This is a genomic window from Dickeya ananatis, from assembly GCF_019464615.1.
Taxonomy (GTDB): Bacteria; Pseudomonadota; Gammaproteobacteria; order Enterobacterales; family Enterobacteriaceae; genus Dickeya; species Dickeya oryzae.
In genome coordinates, this window is sequence record NZ_CP040816.1 from 3774899 (window position 1) to 3792346 (window position 17448).

At 54.3% G+C, this 17448-nt stretch carries 18 protein-coding genes; 8 read left to right on the forward strand and 10 right to left on the reverse strand.

Annotated elements, in window-relative coordinates; all coding sequences use genetic code 11:
• Positions 1-137 precede the first annotated feature (137 nt).
• The 3 genes from pyrB to ridA all read left to right on the forward strand — a co-directional run bounded on the left by pyrB (position 138) and on the right by ridA (position 2053).
• Positions 138-1073 (forward strand): aspartate carbamoyltransferase, encoded by a 936-nt coding sequence (gene pyrB, locus FGI04_RS16765; protein ID WP_016943024.1) that lies wholly within the window; start codon positions 138-140, stop codon positions 1071-1073.
• Positions 1074-1089: 16 nt separating this feature from the next.
• Entirely contained in the window at positions 1090-1554 is a 465-nt protein-coding gene (gene pyrI / locus FGI04_RS16770) for an aspartate carbamoyltransferase regulatory subunit (RefSeq protein WP_012883122.1), read from the forward strand.
• 112 nt (positions 1555-1666) lie between these two features.
• The gene (gene ridA / locus FGI04_RS16775) at positions 1667-2053 is read left to right on the forward strand and encodes a 2-iminobutanoate/2-iminopropanoate deaminase (RefSeq protein ID WP_342698932.1); all 387 of its coding nucleotides are present in this window, start codon (positions 1667-1669) and stop codon (positions 2051-2053) included.
• A gap of 90 nt (positions 2054-2143) precedes the next feature.
• Here ridA and FGI04_RS16780 read toward each other — a convergent pair whose 3' ends face one another.
• Together FGI04_RS16780 and FGI04_RS16785 are read right to left on the reverse strand one after the other, a co-directional pair.
• A complete protein-coding gene (locus FGI04_RS16780; RefSeq protein WP_012883120.1) occupies positions 2144-2473 on the reverse strand; it encodes a type II toxin-antitoxin system RelE/ParE family toxin in 330 nt (109 codons plus the stop codon).
• Positions 2442-2678, reverse strand: coding sequence for a ParD-like family protein (locus FGI04_RS16785; protein WP_012883119.1), 237 nt, complete (start codon positions 2676-2678; stop codon positions 2442-2444). The genes FGI04_RS16780 and FGI04_RS16785 overlap by 32 nt, the downstream gene beginning before the upstream one ends.
• A gap of 337 nt (positions 2679-3015) precedes the next feature.
• Between FGI04_RS16785 and FGI04_RS16790 the strand changes: the two genes are divergently transcribed.
• Genes FGI04_RS16790 through FGI04_RS16805 form a run of 4 tightly spaced genes read left to right on the forward strand, consistent with a single transcriptional unit; the run spans position 3016 to position 6983 of the window.
• Positions 3016-4455, forward strand: coding sequence for a circularly permuted type 2 ATP-grasp protein (locus FGI04_RS16790; RefSeq protein ID WP_342699014.1), 1440 nt, complete (start codon positions 3016-3018; stop codon positions 4453-4455).
• Positions 4449-5378: an alpha-E domain-containing protein gene (locus tag FGI04_RS16795; protein ID WP_016943027.1), complete on the forward strand. Its 930-nt coding sequence runs from the start codon at positions 4449-4451 to the stop codon at positions 5376-5378. The genes FGI04_RS16790 and FGI04_RS16795 overlap by 7 nt, the downstream gene beginning before the upstream one ends.
• On the forward strand, positions 5375-6193 hold the full coding sequence (locus tag FGI04_RS16800; RefSeq protein WP_407322162.1) for a transglutaminase family protein: 819 nt from the start codon (positions 5375-5377) through the stop codon (positions 6191-6193). Before FGI04_RS16795 ends, FGI04_RS16800 begins: the two co-directional genes overlap by 4 nt.
• A 55-nt stretch (positions 6194-6248) precedes the next feature.
• A complete protein-coding gene (locus tag FGI04_RS16805; protein WP_407274437.1) occupies positions 6249-6983 on the forward strand; it encodes a proteasome-type protease in 735 nt (244 codons plus the stop codon).
• Between the two features lie 249 nt (positions 6984-7232).
• Here FGI04_RS16805 and FGI04_RS16810 read toward each other — a convergent pair whose 3' ends face one another.
• From FGI04_RS16810 to FGI04_RS16845, 8 genes are all read right to left on the reverse strand, one after another.
• Positions 7233-7613: a lysozyme inhibitor LprI family protein gene (locus FGI04_RS16810; protein ID WP_407274436.1), complete on the reverse strand. Its 381-nt coding sequence runs from the start codon at positions 7611-7613 to the stop codon at positions 7233-7235.
• Positions 7610-8209: a pesticin C-terminus-like muramidase gene (locus FGI04_RS16815; RefSeq protein ID WP_407274435.1), complete on the reverse strand. Its 600-nt coding sequence runs from the start codon at positions 8207-8209 to the stop codon at positions 7610-7612. Before FGI04_RS16815 ends, FGI04_RS16810 begins: the two co-directional genes overlap by 4 nt.
• Positions 8210-8268: 59 nt before the next feature.
• Complete coding sequence (locus FGI04_RS16820) at positions 8269-8748, reverse strand: Hcp family type VI secretion system effector (RefSeq protein WP_071603547.1); 480 nt, start codon at positions 8746-8748, stop codon at positions 8269-8271.
• A gap of 103 nt (positions 8749-8851) precedes the next feature.
• Entirely contained in the window at positions 8852-10447 is a 1596-nt protein-coding gene (locus FGI04_RS16825; protein ID WP_407274860.1) for an ABC transporter ATP-binding protein, read from the reverse strand.
• Entirely contained in the window at positions 10440-11261 is an 822-nt protein-coding gene (locus FGI04_RS16830) for an ABC transporter permease (RefSeq protein ID WP_012883113.1), read from the reverse strand. The genes FGI04_RS16825 and FGI04_RS16830 overlap by 8 nt, the downstream gene beginning before the upstream one ends.
• Positions 11262-11288: 27 nt before the next feature.
• Positions 11289-12287, reverse strand: a complete 999-nt coding sequence (locus FGI04_RS16835; RefSeq protein ID WP_342698935.1) for an ABC transporter permease — start codon at positions 12285-12287, stop codon at positions 11289-11291.
• A gap of 49 nt (positions 12288-12336) precedes the next feature.
• Positions 12337-13878: an ABC transporter substrate-binding protein gene (locus FGI04_RS16840; RefSeq protein WP_038903131.1), complete on the reverse strand. Its 1542-nt coding sequence runs from the start codon at positions 13876-13878 to the stop codon at positions 12337-12339.
• A gap of 70 nt (positions 13879-13948) precedes the next feature.
• Entirely contained in the window at positions 13949-14857 is a 909-nt protein-coding gene (locus FGI04_RS16845) for a homocysteine S-methyltransferase family protein (RefSeq protein ID WP_342698937.1), read from the reverse strand.
• Between the two features lie 387 nt (positions 14858-15244).
• Between FGI04_RS16845 and nrdD the strand changes: the two genes are divergently transcribed.
• Positions 15245-17383 carry an anaerobic ribonucleoside-triphosphate reductase gene (nrdD, locus tag FGI04_RS16850; RefSeq protein WP_342698938.1) on the forward strand — a complete coding sequence of 713 codons (2139 nt, stop codon included), beginning with the start codon at positions 15245-15247 and terminating at the stop codon, positions 17381-17383.
• Positions 17384-17448 lie beyond the last annotated feature (65 nt).

The following is a 17448-nucleotide window of genomic DNA, read 5'->3' on the forward strand; positions in this document are numbered from 1 at the left end:
TTGGCAGCATGACGGCGTTTTTCCTTCCGTTGCCTGACAGATTTATAAAAAAAGCCCCTCGTTGAGGGGCTTTTTTTTGCCTGTCGCCGCCAGCCATCCGTTTGTTTACCGGGCCTAACCGAGGGGAGCATAGACACATGGTCAATCCGCTATATAAAAGACACATCATCTCAATCAACGATCTCAGCCGGGACGATCTGGAACTGACGCTCAAGGTGGCGGCCAGCCTGAAAGCCCATCCCCAGCCGGAACTGCTCAAGCACAAAGTGGTCGCCAGCTGTTTCTTTGAGGCTTCTACCCGCACCCGTCTGTCGTTTGAAACCGCCATCCACCGCCTGGGCGCTTCGGTGGTGGGTTTTGCCGACAGCAGCAACACCTCGCTCGGTAAAAAAGGCGAAACGCTGGCCGACACCATTTCCGTCATCAGCAACTATGTGGACGCCATTGTGATGCGCCACCCGCAGGAAGGGGCGGCACGGCTGGCGACCGAATTCTCCGGCGGCGTGCCGGTGTTCAACGCGGGCGACGGTGCCAACCAGCATCCCTCGCAGACACTGCTGGACCTGTTCACCATTCAGGAAACGCAAGGCCGCTTGAGTAACATCAATATCGCGATGGTCGGCGACCTGAAATACGGCCGTACCGTCCATTCATTGACCCAGGCGCTGGCCAAGTTCGACGGCAATCGCTTCTATTTCATCTCGCCAGATGCGCTGGCGATGCCGGACTACATCCTCAACATGCTGAAAGAGAAAAATATTCCCTACAGCCTGCACACCAGCATTGAGGAAGTGGTACCGCAGTTGGATATTCTGTACATGACCCGCGTTCAGAAAGAGCGTCTGGACCCGTCGGAATACATCAATATCAAATCGCAGTTTATCCTGCGTGCCGCCGACCTGGGCAACGCCCGCGATAACCTGAAAGTCCTGCACCCGCTGCCGCGTATCGATGAAATCACCACCGACGTGGACAGCACCCCTTACGCCTACTACTTCCAGCAGGCAGGTAACGGCATTTACGCGCGCCAGGCTCTGCTGGCGTTGGTTCTGAACAGCGAACTGGTTCTGTGAGAGAGGAGCACACAGCATGACTCACGACAACAAATTACAGGTAGAAGCCATCAAACGCGGTACGGTGATCGACCATATTCCGGCACAGGTTGGCTTCAAATTACTGACACTGTTCAAACTGACCGCCACCGACCAGCGCATCACCATCGGCCTGAACTTGCCTTCCAACCATCTGGGCCGCAAGGACCTGATCAAGATTGAAAATATCTTTCTGACCGAAGAACAGGCTAACCAACTGGCGATGTATGCGCCGCAAGCCACCGTCAATCAAATCGACAATTACGAAGTGGTACGCAAACTGCACCCGCAATTACCGTCGCACATTGAAGGTGTGCTGACCTGCCCTAATAGCAACTGCATCAGCCGTATCGAGCCGGTCAATTCGTCCTTCAGCATCAAGCAAGTCGGCGCTGACGTGCACCTGAAGTGCAAATACTGCGAGAAAGAATTCGAACGTCAGGCCGTGTTAAACAGTCATTGATGCCAACACGCCGTCAGGAAAACGCCGACTGTGGTATGCAGCATTGGCCTGACGGCGGGCTTTTTGGAATAATGCGGGAGTCGCATCATTTCAGACATAATCAGGAGAAAACATGTCACGCATTATCAGTACGGAACAGGCACCAGCTGCTATCGGCCCTTACGTTCAGGGTGTTGACCTGGGCAGCATGATCATCACGTCCGGCCAGATCCCGGTGGATCCGAAAACCGGTCTGGTGGCGGACGACGTTACCGCACAGGCTCGTCAGTCGCTGGAAAACGTGAAAGCTATCGTGGAAGCGGCAGGTCTGAAAGTGAGCAATATCGTTAAAACCACGGTGTTCGTGAAAGATCTGAACGACTTCGCCACGGTGAACGCCGCCTATGAAGCCTTCTTCACCGAGCACAGCGCGCCGTTCCCGGCCCGTTCCTGCGTGGAAGTGGCCCGTCTGCCGAAAGACGTGAAAATCGAAATCGAAGCTATCGCCGTTCGCGGTTAAGCTCACCCTGTATCACAGGCAGGGATGATGATTGATTACGAATGTCATCATGCCTGAATAGGCGAACCCCGGCTGGTACCGGGGTTTCGTTTATCTGATGAGTTTTAAATCTGACTTTCTCATCTTTTTCTGTTGCTGATAAAAGTTTTCATGAGAACCTAAGCTCAACAGATGGATGATGAGCTGGCTCTGATTCCAGCTATACCCCAGCAATGTTAACTGGTTGTTCAGCTTGAATTTATGAACTCTTAAATAACTCAAGTCACCTTTCTTTAGCTCACCCAGTTCAGGATTTTCAACAATCGCATCAATCTCATCTTCAACAACAGATCTGAATTGCTGTGGCAATTTGTCCAATGCTTTTTCAAACCGGTTGGTCTGATAAACCTCAATCTCTGCCTGGTTTTGTTCTTCGGACATAACGGGAAACCTTACCATTCTCTACTTCGCTTTGTGCGAGCAAAGTATCCATAATAAATTCGTATGTCAGATCGGGATTATCTTCAGCAATCCTGCCGATTCTGGCCCAGTGCTCTATCTGCTTGGGCACACTACGGCTGGATGCTTCTGCATACACCTTGACTTCAGTGACGAAGTCTTCATCCAATCGAATGCTGATAGCCATTTTGTTTACACCTTTATCTAATCGTCTTAATCGTATCTACAACGCTATAGCTCAGTAGCAGAATAGGACATTAAATCGCAATGCGCAACATTTTGTCGCGTATCTTTTCGCTATTGACTGATAGTGTTGACTCAACTCTGTGCGCCCTCCTCCACTATCGCACCATTTCCTATCGTTATTCGCTGCATAACCCCGCCATAGCGCACCGCTTGCCATCATTTGCACCAACGAAGTGCAGTTTTTCTCACCCACCTGCGATAAGTACCTCATTTACCACGCTGGCATGCTTTCTGCATTTCCTTTGTATCTTCTATCAAGCGGAATGCAGGGGATGACAATGATAAAAATGACGCTTCCGGCCGTGCCTTACTACGATGAGATGCTCAACGCAGAAGGCCAGCAACGCCAGCACTACGACGCCTACTGGCAATGGTTGCAACAGACTGACCAACATGCCATCCGCCAGAAGAAAGAGCAGGCTGAGTTACTGTTTCACCGGGTGGGAATTACCTTTAATGTCTACGGCGAAGAAGGCGGCACCGAACGTCTGATCCCGTTTGACAGTGTGCCGCGGATTATCCCGGCCCACGAATGGAAAATGCTGGACCTCGGCATTCGCCAGCGCGTCAAAGCGCTCAACGCCTTCCTCTACGACATCTATCATCAGCAGCACATCCTCAACGCCGGTATCGTGCCCCGCGAGCAGGTGCTGGCGAACGAGCAGTACCAGCCTTGTATGCAGGGTGTTGATCTGCATAACAATATTTATGCGCACATCACCGGTATCGATATGGTGCGCAATAGCGACGGCCACTATTACGTGCTGGAAGACAACCTGCGCACACCATCCGGGGTCTCCTATATGCTGGAAAACCGCAAAATGATGATGCGGCTTTATCCAGATTTGTTCGCCAGCCAGCACATCGCACCGGTAGAGCGTTACCCCAGCTATCTGTTGCAAACCCTGCGCGAAAGCACCCACATTGACGACCCAACCGTGGTGGTGATGACGCCGGGCCGCTTCAACAGCGCCTATTTCGAGCACAGCTTTCTTGCTCAACAAATGGGGGTGGAACTGGTCGAAAGCGCGGACCTGTTCGTCAAAGAGGGCGCGGTGTATATGCGCACCACCGAAGGGCCTTGCCGGGTGGATGTGATCTACCGCCGTATTGACGACGCGTTCCTTGACCCGCTGGCGTTCCGCGCTGATTCCATGTTGGGTGTACCAGGGCTACTGTCGGTATACCGCGCTGGTGGTGTGGTGCTGGCAAACGCTATCGGTACCGGCGTGGCGGACGACAAGTCCATCTACCCTTATGTACCGGAGATGATCCGCTTTTATCTGTCTGAGGAGCCGATCCTCGGCAATATCCCGACCTGGCAGTGCCGCAAACCCGACGATCTCGCTTATGTACTGGCAAATCTCGCCAGCATGGTGGTGAAAGAAGTACACGGTGCCGGGGGCTACGGCATGCTGGTCGGCCCCAAATCCACCCGCCAGCAAATCGAGGATTTTCGTCAGCGTCTGCTGGCTAACCCCGGTAACTATATTGCCCAGGACACGCTGGCGCTCTCCACCTGCCCCACTTTCGTCGAGGAGGGATTGGCGCCCCGCCACATCGACCTGCGCCCGTTTGTCCTCTACGGCGAGGAAATTCGACTGGTTCCCGGCGGGCTGACCCGCGTCGCGCTGACTGAAGGCTCACTGGTGGTGAACTCCTCGCAAGGCGGCGGCACCAAAGACACCTGGGTGATGGAGGAGGATGAATCATGCTAAGTCGTACCGCCAGCGAGCTTTATTGGATGGCCCGTTATCTGGAACGGGCGGAGAGTGTCGCCCGCGTGCTGGACGTCACCTACAAACTGTCGATGATGCCGCGCCACAGCCAGCAGCAGCACGACCTGGCGCTGCCGCTCAACCTGACGTTCACCCATGAACTGTTTCAGGAGCGCTACGCCCGCTTCACCATGAATAACCTGCTGAATTTCTTTGCGCTGGATAGCCACAACCCCAGTAGCATTTACAGCTGTATCGAAATGGCGTGGAACAATGCGCACGCGGTGCGCGGCAGCCTGTCGTCCGAAGTGTGGGAGTGCATCAATACCACCCGTATTGATATTCGTAACCTACGCCAGTCCGGGGTGGACAAAATTGGTATCGACGCCTTTTTTGACTGGGTAAAAGAGCGCGCCCACCTGTTTCGCGGTGCCATGTTCGGCACCTTGCTGCGTAACGACGCCCAATGTTTTATTCGCATCGGCACCTTGATCGAACGGTCGTTCGCTACCGCTCAGTTGCTGACCGTCAAGGATCAGCAGCTCAATAACGACCTGGACCCGGTGCGCGAATACTACCGGCTCGATACCCTACTACGTGCGGTGAGCGCCCGCGAAGCCTACCACAGCCTCTATCGTCAGCCCATCAGCCGGGAAACGGTCACCGAACTGCTGGTACTGCGCAATGACGTCCCCCGATCGCTGCATGCCTGCGTGGGCGATCTGGTGCAACAGCTGGAGATGATCGGCAGCGAACGGGCGCGTATCCCACAACGTCTGGCGCATTTGCTGCACGTGGAACTGCGCTTCGGCTCGCTCGACGATATCCTCGCCGACGACCTGCAACATTACCTCAACCGTTTCCTCACCAAAATCAACGAACTGGCTGACAGCATCCGTCATACCTATCTGGAGGCGCTATGAAACTGACCATCAATCACCTGACCCACTATCGTTACGATGAAGAAGTGAAGTTCAGCACCCAGTACCTGCGACTGACGCCGCAAAGCTCTGCCCGCCAGCGCATTCGGGAATGGAAGCTGACGCTGCCCACCGCCGCCGTCGCCACCACCGATGCCTATGGCAATCTGATGCATGTGCTCACGCTGGATAGCCCGCACCACGATATTCTGATCCACGCACAGGGGGTGGTGGAAATTGCCGAGGGCGTGGAAGAGGTGCCGGAAGAGGAAGACGGATTGTCGCCGTTGATTTTCCTGCGCGGCACCACGCTGACCGAAGCGGATGACGCCATCCGCCACTTTGCCCGTCGCTATTATCAGGAGGCGGACCCCATTGGCAGTCTGGAAACCCTGATGGCAGAATTGCAACTGAAAATGCCGTATACTCCCGGCGCAACGCAGGTGCAGGATACCGCCTGCGTTGCCTTTGCCAAAGGCAAGGGCGTCTGTCAGGATCACACCCATGTGTTTCTGGCCTGCTGCCGCAGCCTGCATATTCCGGCACGTTATGTCAGCGGTTATGTGTATAGCCGGGATACCACGCATGTCGCCATGCATGCTTGGGCTGAGGTGTGGCTCAACGAGCGCTGGCACAGTTTTGACATCACCAACAACACCCGCAAGCTCAATCAGCATTTGCGCCTTGCGGTGGGGATGGATTATCTGGATGCCTGCCCGGTGCGCGGCAGTCGGCTGGGTGGCGGGTGTGAAGAGATGTTTTCAGAAGCGGCAGTGAGCCTGTTCGAACGCCAGCAACAGGCGCAACAGCAACAATGACAGGAGCGACGACTCCTGTTTTCGTCTAGTCGGTAAAATCGGTAAAAGGTACTGTATGACCTACTGTGTGGCCATGCGTCTGTCTGACGGGCTGGTTTTTGCTTCCGACTCCCGCACCAATGCGGGGGTTGATCACATCGCAACCTTCAGAAAGCTCCACGTATTCCATCAGGAAGGTGAGCGCGTATTGGTTATCCAGTCGGCGGGTAATCTTGCCACCACCCAAAGCATTATCAGCCTGCTCAAGGCGCGTATCCACGCCCAGCATACGCCCAACCTGATGCAAGCCAGTACTCTGTACGACGCCGCCACACTGGTGGGCGAAACCGTGCGCGAGGTTATCCACCGTGACAGTCTGGCCCAGCAGAACGGTAGCAGCACCAATTTCGGCTGCAACCTGCTGCTCGGCGGCCAGATTGGCGACGAAGCCCCGCGACTGTTCCATATCTATCCGGAAGGTAACTTTATCGAAGCGACCGGCGATACCCCTTACTTCCAGATAGGCGAGAGCAAATACGGTAAACCGATTATCGACCGGGTGCTGACGATGGATACGCCTCTGGAACAGGCCATGTGCTGTGCACTGATTTCGATTGACTCAACATTGCGCAGCAACCTGTCAGTCGGCTTGCCGCTGGATGTGATGATATACCGTGCTGGCAGTTTCGATATCAGCGAACAGCACCGCATCACTGAAAACGACCCTTACTTCGCCACCATTCGCAAAGCCTGGTCGGAAGGATTACTGAATACCTTTCGGCAGTTGCCGCCGTTTCCGCCGCAGGGGTAAGGTAAGGCCTACGCTATCGTCGAGACGGACGCTTAAGATGACATCGCTACCCTGACTCATTCGAGTTACCATAATGAGTGAGGGTATAAAACCACCCAAGACATGTCTCATTCCTTTATATACCCGTCATACTTCAAGTTGCAGGTGTGTTGGCTGCGTTCGCTCACCCGAATCACTTACCGGTGTAAGCTCATCGGAATTCGCTCTCTTGCCGCCTTCCCGCAACTCGAATTATTTTGGGTATAAATCTCAAAAGGGGTATTTGTTATAAAAAGCCACTCTCTCCCTATAGGCTTTAACCATACACTCGTTATATGCAATAGAGTATGCTGGCGAATCTTTAATATTTAATAGTCCTTCCGCCTTACATTCACTAATACTATATTTCTCCCAGAATAATTTCGCTTCATCAATGGAGGCGATAAAATCATCATAATTAGCCAAATCTTGGCGATGAATGTTTTTTATAAACTCATAATATATATTATTATATTTTTCAGCCTCTTTATGAGACAGCAGCTCCATACAACTCTGAATATATGCTGTCACTTTTTTATCATAGCAGGATTGAATCTCATCTGCCTGAGATGAAAATGATAAAAACAAAATAAAAAACATCAACGCTCTCATTTCGCCCCCTTCAGATAGACTATTCTTTTCCTACTTTTATCATAAGCAGCTAGGCTGGGTGTGTTCTTTATCAACAAAATAACATCTTCAGGCGCGTTCCTCTCAAAGGAAGGAACATATCTCACTCTCATTGCTCCTTGATAAATCATATCAATAAATATATCTTTCATTCTACTATTCATATCATCCCAAGAGACAGCATTGGGGTTTTTATACTTATTATAAAACCCTTTAGCTCTTGTAATATACATAGAAAATGATAGTCTAAACAGATTAGCTTGCTGAGAATGTGTTATTTCACCAACTTTATCTCTGTTTTGTATAACAAACGCTGAGGCCTCACATCCCCGCATCCCCGCGCCTTCTGAGATCGCAATGGCCTTATCTTGTGGAACGCCCGCACTAACAAGATGATAATATGACTCAGTTTGAGTTCGTTGACCAAGATCGAACCCTCTTCCTATTGTCACTCCAGATGCGATATCCTTGCAAATAGATGGATTACCTGGCCAATGGATTTTTCTTGAGAAATAGAGACTACCAGGAATATCATCCCCCTCGGCATTGAAGGTAAAGAAGCCCTCTTTAATATCCATTTAACTTCCCTATACATTCCCTATTAATTATAAAAAACCAGCATTAACTCTATTAGATATCACTCATAACCATCATTCCATATGCTATACCCGGACGTCCCTGCTGTTTTATGTGACCACTCTATTGATTTGTACTTCAACCGAACCACCTCATATGGCAAAGCTTCATTACTATTAATAGAGTGAGGGTAGGAGGATGATACATCCACAATTCTTGCATCTATTAGCTTCAGCTCATAGAAAATCTCTAACTGTCCGGCAGAGTTCGTTCTATAAAAAAAGAAATTAGCAGTAAGTTTCTCATTGGAGGTAATAGACATACCAAGTAATGGTGATGACTTATCTATCGGTTTAGTTAGTTGTATTGGATGATGAGCAATATTATCTTCTCTAGTTATAGAGTGGCTTAATCCTAATACTTGTATCTGATCCTCATGCCCACTTTGATAGCGATTCCCAATAGAGTCAAAGGTTGAACAACCGGAAGAGATTAATCCCTGTTGGCTTCCCTCCAGGGTTAAATAAATAAGATGTGACATACAAACGCTCCTTGTCTACTTAGATAACCATAGAATCCACAATAAGAAAACTACCCCAGTATATCCTTCAATATATGACGCGCAAAGCAAACAAAACCCGATATTACCGCTCCCGTGCCATCACATCCCGCAACCAGCCGCAGCGCATTTCCGGCACCGCCAGCAGCAGTTGCTGCGTGTAGTCATCCAGCGGCGGTGACAGAGCTTCCGTCACCGGGCCTTGCCGGACAATATGGCCGTGACGCAGCACCGCTACGCTATCGGCCACTTCGCGCACCACGTGTAAATCGTGGGTGATAAACAGATAAGCCACGCCGGTTTCCTGCTGGATCTGACGCAGTAGCGCGAGCACGTCACGGGCGACCAGCGGGTCCAGGGCGGATGTTGGCTCGTCGCAGATGATAAGTGACGGCTGTGCTGCCAGTGCGCGAGCAATACAGACGCGTTGTTTTTGACCACCTGACAGCGCGGTGGGGTAACGCTGCGCCATCTCCGCTGGCAACCCAACCTGATGCAACAAATCGCTGACGCGCAAGCGTCGTGCAGCGGCGTCCAGTTGGGTCAGGCACACCATTGAGCGCTCAATCTGTACGCCGACGGGTAAACGCGGGTTGAGCGCGGTGTCCGGGTGCTGATGAATCATCTGGATCGATTGCAACTGCGCACGATTGCGCTGCGCCAGTTTCGGTGGCAGCGCATCACCGTTGAGCCGAATCTCGCCGCCTGCCGGTGCCAGCAACCCACACAGGGTTCGCCCCAGCGTCGATTTGCCAGACCCAGATTCACCGATCACCGCCAGCGTGCGTCCGCGCGCCAGTTGCAGCGACACGTCCTGCAATACCGGCTGTTGCTGATAACGTGCACCAAGATGACGGATATCCAGCAGGATGTCGCCTGTCACCGCTTGCGGTGCTTTGGGTTCGCCACGCGCCTGTAACAGGTCACGGGTGTAGGCTTCCGCAGGGCTAGCCAGCAATGAAGCGGTGTCGCCGGTTTCTACCTGACGACCATGCCGTAACACCATAATACGGTGGCTGATTTGCGCCACCACCGCCAGATCGTGGCTGATATACAATGCGGCCACGCCCGTCAGACGGATAATCTCATCGATGGCGTTGAGTACCCCGAGCTGGGTGGTCACGTCCAGTGCGGTGGTCGGTTCATCAAAAATGATCAGGTCAGGGCCAGCGCACATCGCCATCGCGATCATCGCCCGCTGCAACTGACCGCCGGATACCTGATGCGGATAACGTTGGAAGAAGGTTTGCGGTTCCGGCAACGACAGTTGGGTAAACAGTTCTATCGCCCGTGCCACCGCCTGCTGGCGTGACAACACACCGTGACGCACCGCCGTTTCAATCACCTGCTCGCCGATACGCTGCGCCGGGTTGAACGAGGCACTGGCGGATTGCGCCACATAGGCAATGCGAGCGCCACGAACAGCCCGCAGCTGACGCTCTGAGAGCAAGGCCAGGTCACTGCGCTTATCACCGTTCTGAAACCAGATATGCCCGCTTTCAATACGCATGCCGTGGCGACAGTGCCCGAGAATCGCCTGACCGATGGTGGATTTTCCCGCGCCGGACTCGCCAATCAGCCCCAACACTTCCCCTTTATGCAGGGTAAAGTTGATGTCCTCTACCAGCGCCCGGCCGCCTGCCGTCACGCACAACTGTTCGACCCGCAGCAACTCACTCATGACGGCCTCCACGCCAGTTACGACCGTCACGGCTTAGCAGCCAGTCCGCCACCACATTGAGCGACACCGCCAGCAGAGCGATGGCCGCCCCCGGCACCAGCGCCGCCCACACCCCAAACAGGATGCCGTCTTTGTTGTCACGAGCCAGTCCACCCCAGTCGGCAGTGGGCGGCTGAATCCCTAACCCCAGAAACGACAACGCCGACAGGAACAGCAAAATAAAGATGAAACGCAGCGCAAACTCCGCCACCAGCGTGTTGCGCGCATTCGGCAAAATCTCACGCCACAGGATCCACCCCATCGACTCACCGCGCAGTCGCGCGACCTCAATGAATTCTTGCGTGGCGATATCCACAGCCAGCGAACGCGCTACCCGCAGCACGCGAGTGGCTTCCAACACGCCCAGAACCAGAATGATGATGAAGGTGCTTTTCGGCAGCATCGCCAATACCACCAAAGCCAGAATCAGCGTCGGGATTGCCATCAGCACATCGTTAACGCGGGAAATCAGTTGGTCCACCCAACCGCCGCACACCCCGGCCAGGAACCCCAATCCGGCTCCCAGCGCAAACGCCAACGCTGCTGCCAGTGCTGTCACCGCCAGCGAAGTACGCGTTCCCCAAATCAAGCGGGAAAACAGGTCGCGCCCGATATTGTCGGTACCCAGCCACGCCTGCGGCATGGGCCCCAACCAGGCACCCGCCACCACCTTATCGGCCGGATAAGGCGCAATCCAGGGGGCGAACAGCGCCACCCCAATAAACAGACCCAGCCCCAGCAGACCGAGCACCACGGAAGGTTTTACAGCAGGCATGTACAGATATCCATTCGGTTGACGGCATTACCGCCGGGCATGGCGCAGACGCGGGTTCGCCATCAGCGATACCACATCTGCCAGCAGATTCAGCAGGATGTAAATCGTCGCCAGCACCAGCGCACAGCCCTGAATCACCGGCATATCGCGTTTACTGATGCTATCGACCATGTACTGACCAAGCCCAGGGTAAACAAACACGCTTTCGACAATCACCACGCCTACCATCAGGTACGCCAGGTTAAGGACAATCACATTGATGATTGGCCCCCAGGCGTTGGGCAGCACGTGGCGCAGCAGGATAACCGAAGGCGACATCCCTTTCAGCAAGGCCGTGTCGACATAGGCGGCGTTTTGCGCACCTATCAGCGCCGCACGGGTCATATTGCTCATATGGCCCAGTACCGCCAGCACCAGCGTCAGGCAGGGTAGCGCGATGGCTGTCAGATGTGCCCCAAGTGGCATATGATCGCTCACGTTGCTGTTGCTCGGCAGCCAGAACAGGCTGATGGAAAAAATCAGGATCAACAGGTAGCCGGAGAAAAACTCCGGCAACGCCACCGCGACACGGGCAAGCAGATTGAGCAGCCGGTCAAGCCAACTGCCCTGATAACGCACCGACAAAAAGCCTATCAGCAGCGCCAGCGGCACCGCCACCACGGCGGTGCACCCGGCCAGAAACAGCGTATTTTCCAGCCGCCATGCCAGCACCGGCGCAATCGCCTGACGGCTGGTAAAACTCTGACCGAAATCGCCGCCGATCATGCCCCATAGCCAGCTGAGATAACGCGATACCGCGGGTTGATCCAGCCCTAACTGGGCATTCAGCGCGCGTACTGCTTCCGGCGTTGCCGTCTGCCCCAGAATAGCGGTAGCGGCATTGCCCGGCAGCAGTTGAATACCGGCAAAAATCAGTACCGATACCACGGCGACCATCGCCACCCCCGCCAGCAAACGCCGCAGAATCAACATCAGCAGCGGGTAGCGATCAACCCATTGTTCAAGCACCGTCCATCGGCAAAACATCGTCACATTACCTGCCTTTTACCCACATCTTACCCGCCCTTTATCTCTCTCAGGCCAACCACACTTTTTCCGCTGCACGGTTGCCACTGAGCGGGAAGCCTGGAATGGCATTCAATCCTTTCACTTTGGTACTGCAGGCGTCGAGCGCGTCAGCGTACAGCGGAATGATTTCGCTGCTATTATCCACCAACATCACCTGAATATCGTGGTAAATCTGACGGCGCTTGTCCTCGTTAACTTCACCACGTGCCGCACGCACCAACTGGTCAAAGGCATCGCTCTTCCAGCCGGATTCGTTCCACGGTGCCTGGCTGGTGAACACCAGCGACAGCAGCGCATCAGCCGTCGGGCGAACCGACCAGTTAGAGGACACAAACGGTTTTTTCATCCACACATTGTCCCAGAACGCGTCGTCCGGCACACGCTCGACATTCAGTGTAATGCCCGCTTTCTGCGCAGATGCCTGATACAACTGACCGGCATCCACCGCGCCGGGGAAACCGGCATCAGCAACAGAGAGTGTCAGCGGGCCACTGAACCCGGCTTTCTGCCAGTGCCATTTGGCTTTCTCCGGGTCGTAAGGGCGCTGGGGAATGTCTTTGGCGAAATAACGGTTGGACGGGAAAATCGGGTTATCGTTCGCCACGCTGGCATAGCCACCCAGCACAGTGTCGATAATCTGCTGGCGATCGATCGCGTATTTCAGCGCCAGTCGGCCGTCTTCGTTATTAAACGGTGCGACATTGCTCAAACCTGGGAAGGTGAAAATCTGGCTGTCACGCGAGCGCAGCAGTTGCAGCGTCGGCATGTTCTGAATGCGCCCGACAATACGCGGGTTCACACGGTTGATAATGTGTGCGGAGCCACTCACCAGCGCTGCCACGCGGGCAGTAGAGTCGTTCATCGCCAGCGTTTCAACCGAGTCGACATGGCCGCGTGCGCTGTTCCAGTGATTCGGATTGCGTTTCACTAACGTGCGCACGCCAGGCTGGAAGCTCTCCAGAATAAAGGCACCGGTACCGATACCTTTGTCGAAATTCTCGTTTTCCGGGGTAATGGCAAAGTGCACATCGCTCAGCAGTGCGACGAACTCTACGTTCGGTTCGCTCAGGCGAATGGTGACTTCGTGGCTACCGGTGGCGTCCATCGCCACGACCGGGTCGAGATAGCCTTTCACCGATGAACTGGATTTCTCACCACGGTGGTGATTGAGCGAATAAATAACGTCTTTCGCGCTGAGCGTGCGGCCATCATGGAACTGAACGCCTTTGCGGATAGCCAGCACCCAGGTGCGCCCACCGTCCTTGCTCTCCCAGGATTCGGCCAGTGACGGCACCAGCTCGCCTTTTTCATCCAGCTCCAGCAGGTTATTAAACAGCTGGGACCCCACGAAGTACATGTAGGTTTCAAACCAGAATGCCGGGTCGAGACGGTCGGTACTGGAGGCGTTATCCACCCCGACTATCAAATGACCGCCTTTTTTCGGTTGTTCTGCGGCATCGGCACCCCAGGCGGCGCTCAACGGCCAGCCGGTAGCGGCCGCTGCGACGGATAAGGCGCAGGCACTTTTAATAAAATGACGACGATTCATGTTGTGTTCCCTTCGTGAGTGCTTATCCGTTACGGATAGTTATTATCGTTATAAAAATAACCGTCGGCGTTTACGCCTGACGGTGGAATGCCTGTGCCAGACGGGCGATATGTTCCGGGCCGATACCACAACAGCCCCCGACCAGCGATGCCCCCTGCGATACCCATTCTTGCGCCCATTGCAGGTAGCCTTCCGGGTGCGTATCAGTGCGCAGTCGGCTCAACCCTTCGTTCGCACCGCGCTGGTTATCATCCGGCTCGAACGCGTTGGCGTACACGCCCACACCAATCGGTGCTGACAGCGCACTTAACGTCGCGCTGGCCTGTGCCACGGCAGAGGCCATCACTTCCGGGCGGCTACAGTTGAACAACAGGTTCGCGGCCCCCAGACGAGCGGCCTCCTGTGCGGCGGCAGCCACGGTTTCACCGGAGCGCAGGCGGGCATGACCGTCAGCATCCAGTTCATCCTGCAACGTAAATGACAACCACAGCTCACGCGGGTCATTCGCCAGCAGTTCACGCACCAGCGCCACTTCCGCCAGCGAGCTTTGAGTTTCCGCCAGCCAGACATCCACATAAGGGTTAAGGGCATCGATCAACGTTTTCAGGATCGGCGTCGCCGCCTCGGCGTTAAAAAGATCAGGACGATATGAGCCCAATACCGGCGGCAGTGAACCGGCAACTCGCACCGGGTGCGAGGCGGCATCCACCGCCTGACGCGCCAGTTGACCGGCCAATTCGGCCAGAGCCTGGCCCCGTTCGCTAAATACCGCTTCACCGATATGGAAAGGCACCACGGCATAACTGTTGGTGGTAATCACCTGTGCACCGGCAGCAATAAAGCTGTCATGCACCTGACGCACATGCTGTGGCGACTCCATCAGCGCCAGCGCCGACCACTCCGGCTGACGAAAGGGAGCGCCAATGCGTGCCAGTTCACGCCCCATTCCCCCGTCCAAAATCAGAACGTTGTCTGCCATTGTCTTTCCTTAATCAGGTCATCGTATAAAAGAGAGTTCCCGCCACCATACAAAAAGCCTATATGGATGTCTAGATGCCTTGATAGCTAAAAGCACAGACTGCCATCAACCCAGTGATGACGGGGTTGTGCCCCACCCGCCGAGTTTTGATCGTTATTTAACCAAGACTGATTTCTCTACGATGCTCAAATTTCCTTGAGCCAGGTCAATTTTAGCGCAATAAAACTGCCCCCCCTTACAGGCGAATTCAATATATAGTGTCTATCCTTTTACAGAAACCTACATATTGTGTTTATCCACAAAACCATCCACAGCCTCTACGTCCGTGGTCAGACGTGGTTTTTGCCTGTGGATAACCTCAACAAAGGAAACACACCGAGGAATAACATGAAACCAGTAGTGATTAAGCGGGACGGATGTCAGGTACCTTTTGACGAAAACCGAATCAATGACGCGGTCATCAAAGCGGCTAGCGCTGCAGGTGTGGATGATGCGGACTACTGTGCCACCGTCGCCGCTGCCGTCGCTCAGCAAATGCAAGGAAAAGCGCGCGTTGATATTCGTGAGATCCAAAACGCGGTAGAAAACCTGCTGATGGCCGGCAAATACAAACAACTGGCGCGTACCTATATCGAATACCGCCACGATCGTGATGTCGCTCGCGAGCGTCAGGGCCGGTTAAATCAGGAAATTCGTGGACTGGTAGAGCAGAGTAATGTGGCGCTGCTCAACGAAAACGCCAATAAAGACAGCAAGGTCATTCCCACCCAGCGCGATCTGCTGGCGGGTATCGTCGCCAAGCATTACGCCAAACAGCACATCCTGCCGCGCGATGTGGTACTGGCTCACGAACGCGGCGAGATTCACTATCACGACCTCGACTATTCGCCGTTCTTCCCGATGTTCAACTGCATGCTGATAGACCTCAACGGCATGCTGACGCAAGGGTTCAAGATGGGTAACGCGGAAATCGAGCCGCCGAAGTCCATCTCCACCGCCACGGCGGTTACCGCGCAGATCATCGCGCAGGTCGCCAGCCATATTTACGGTGGCACCACTATCAACCGTATTGATGAAATTCTGGCGCCGTTTGTTACCGCCAGCCATGAAAAACACTGTGCCGTGGCCCGCGAATGGCAGATTCCCGATGCCGAAGGTTATGCCCGTAGCCGTACGGAAAAAGAGTGCTACGATGCCTTCCAGTCACTGGAATATGAAGTGAATACGCTGCATACCGCCAATGGCCAGACGCCATTCGTCACCTTCGGTTTCGGGTTGGGTACCAGTTGGCAATCGCGGCTGATTCAACAGTCCATCCTGCGTAATCGCATCGCTGGACTGGGTAAAAACCACAAAACAGCAGTGTTCCCGAAACTGGTTTTCGCCATCCGCGACGGCCTCAACCACAAACCGGGTGACGCGAACTACGACATCAAGCAACTGGCGCTGGAGTGTGCCAGCAAGCGCATGTACCCGGATATCCTCAATTACGATCAGGTAGTGGAAGTCACCGGTTCGTTCAAAACGCCGATGGGGTGTCGCAGCTTCCTTGGCGTATACGAAGAAAACGGTGAACAGGTCCACGACGGGCGTAATAATCTGGGCGTGATCAGCCTCAACCTGCCGCGCATCGCGCTGGAAGCCCACGGTGACGAAGCGCGTTTCTGGCAATTGCTGGACCAGCGCTTACTGTTAGCCAAAAAAGCGCTGATGACGCGAATTGCCCGGCTGGAAAATGTAAAAGCGCGTGTAGCGCCTATACTTTATATGGAAGGGGCATGCGGAGTACGCCTGAAGGCGGACGACAATATCGCCGAGATTTTCAAGAACGGCCGTGCGTCTATTTCGCTGGGTTATATCGGGGTGCATGAAACCATCAACGCCTTGTTCAGCAATCAGGTTCATGTGTTTGATGATGAAACCCTGCGCCAGAAAGCGGTGGCGATTGTCGCCCGTCTGAAGGCTGCCACCGAAAGCTGGAAAGAAGAGACCGGTTACGGTTTCAGTCTGTACAGCACGCCAAGCGAAAACCTGTGCGACCGTTTCTGCCGTCTGGATACCGCTGAGTTTGGCGTCGTAGCTGGCGTGACTGACAAAGGTTACTACACCAACAGCTTCCATCTCGACGTGGAGAAAAAGGTCAATCCGTACCAGAAGATCGATTTTGAGGCCCCTTACCCGCCGCTGGCGAATGGCGGTTTTATCTGTTACGGCGAGTATCCTAACTTGCAGCACAACCTCAAGGCGCTGGAAGACGTATGGGACTACAGCTACACCCGGGTTCCTTATTACGGCACCAATACGCCGATAGACGAGTGCTACGAGTGCGGCTATACCGGTGAATTCACCTGCACCAGTAAAGGCTTTACCTGCCCGCAGTGCGGTAACCATGACGCGGCACGTGTGTCGGTCACACGTCGGGTGTGCGGTTATCTGGGTAGCCCTGATGCACGTCCGTTTAACGCCGGTAAGCAGGAAGAAGTCAAACGCCGGGTAAAACACCTTGCCAGTGGGCAACTGGGCTGATGAGTCCGCGCCGTGCGCCTGGTTGAGCGCACGGCCTTATTCACGACTGCAGCCTGAGGCTGATG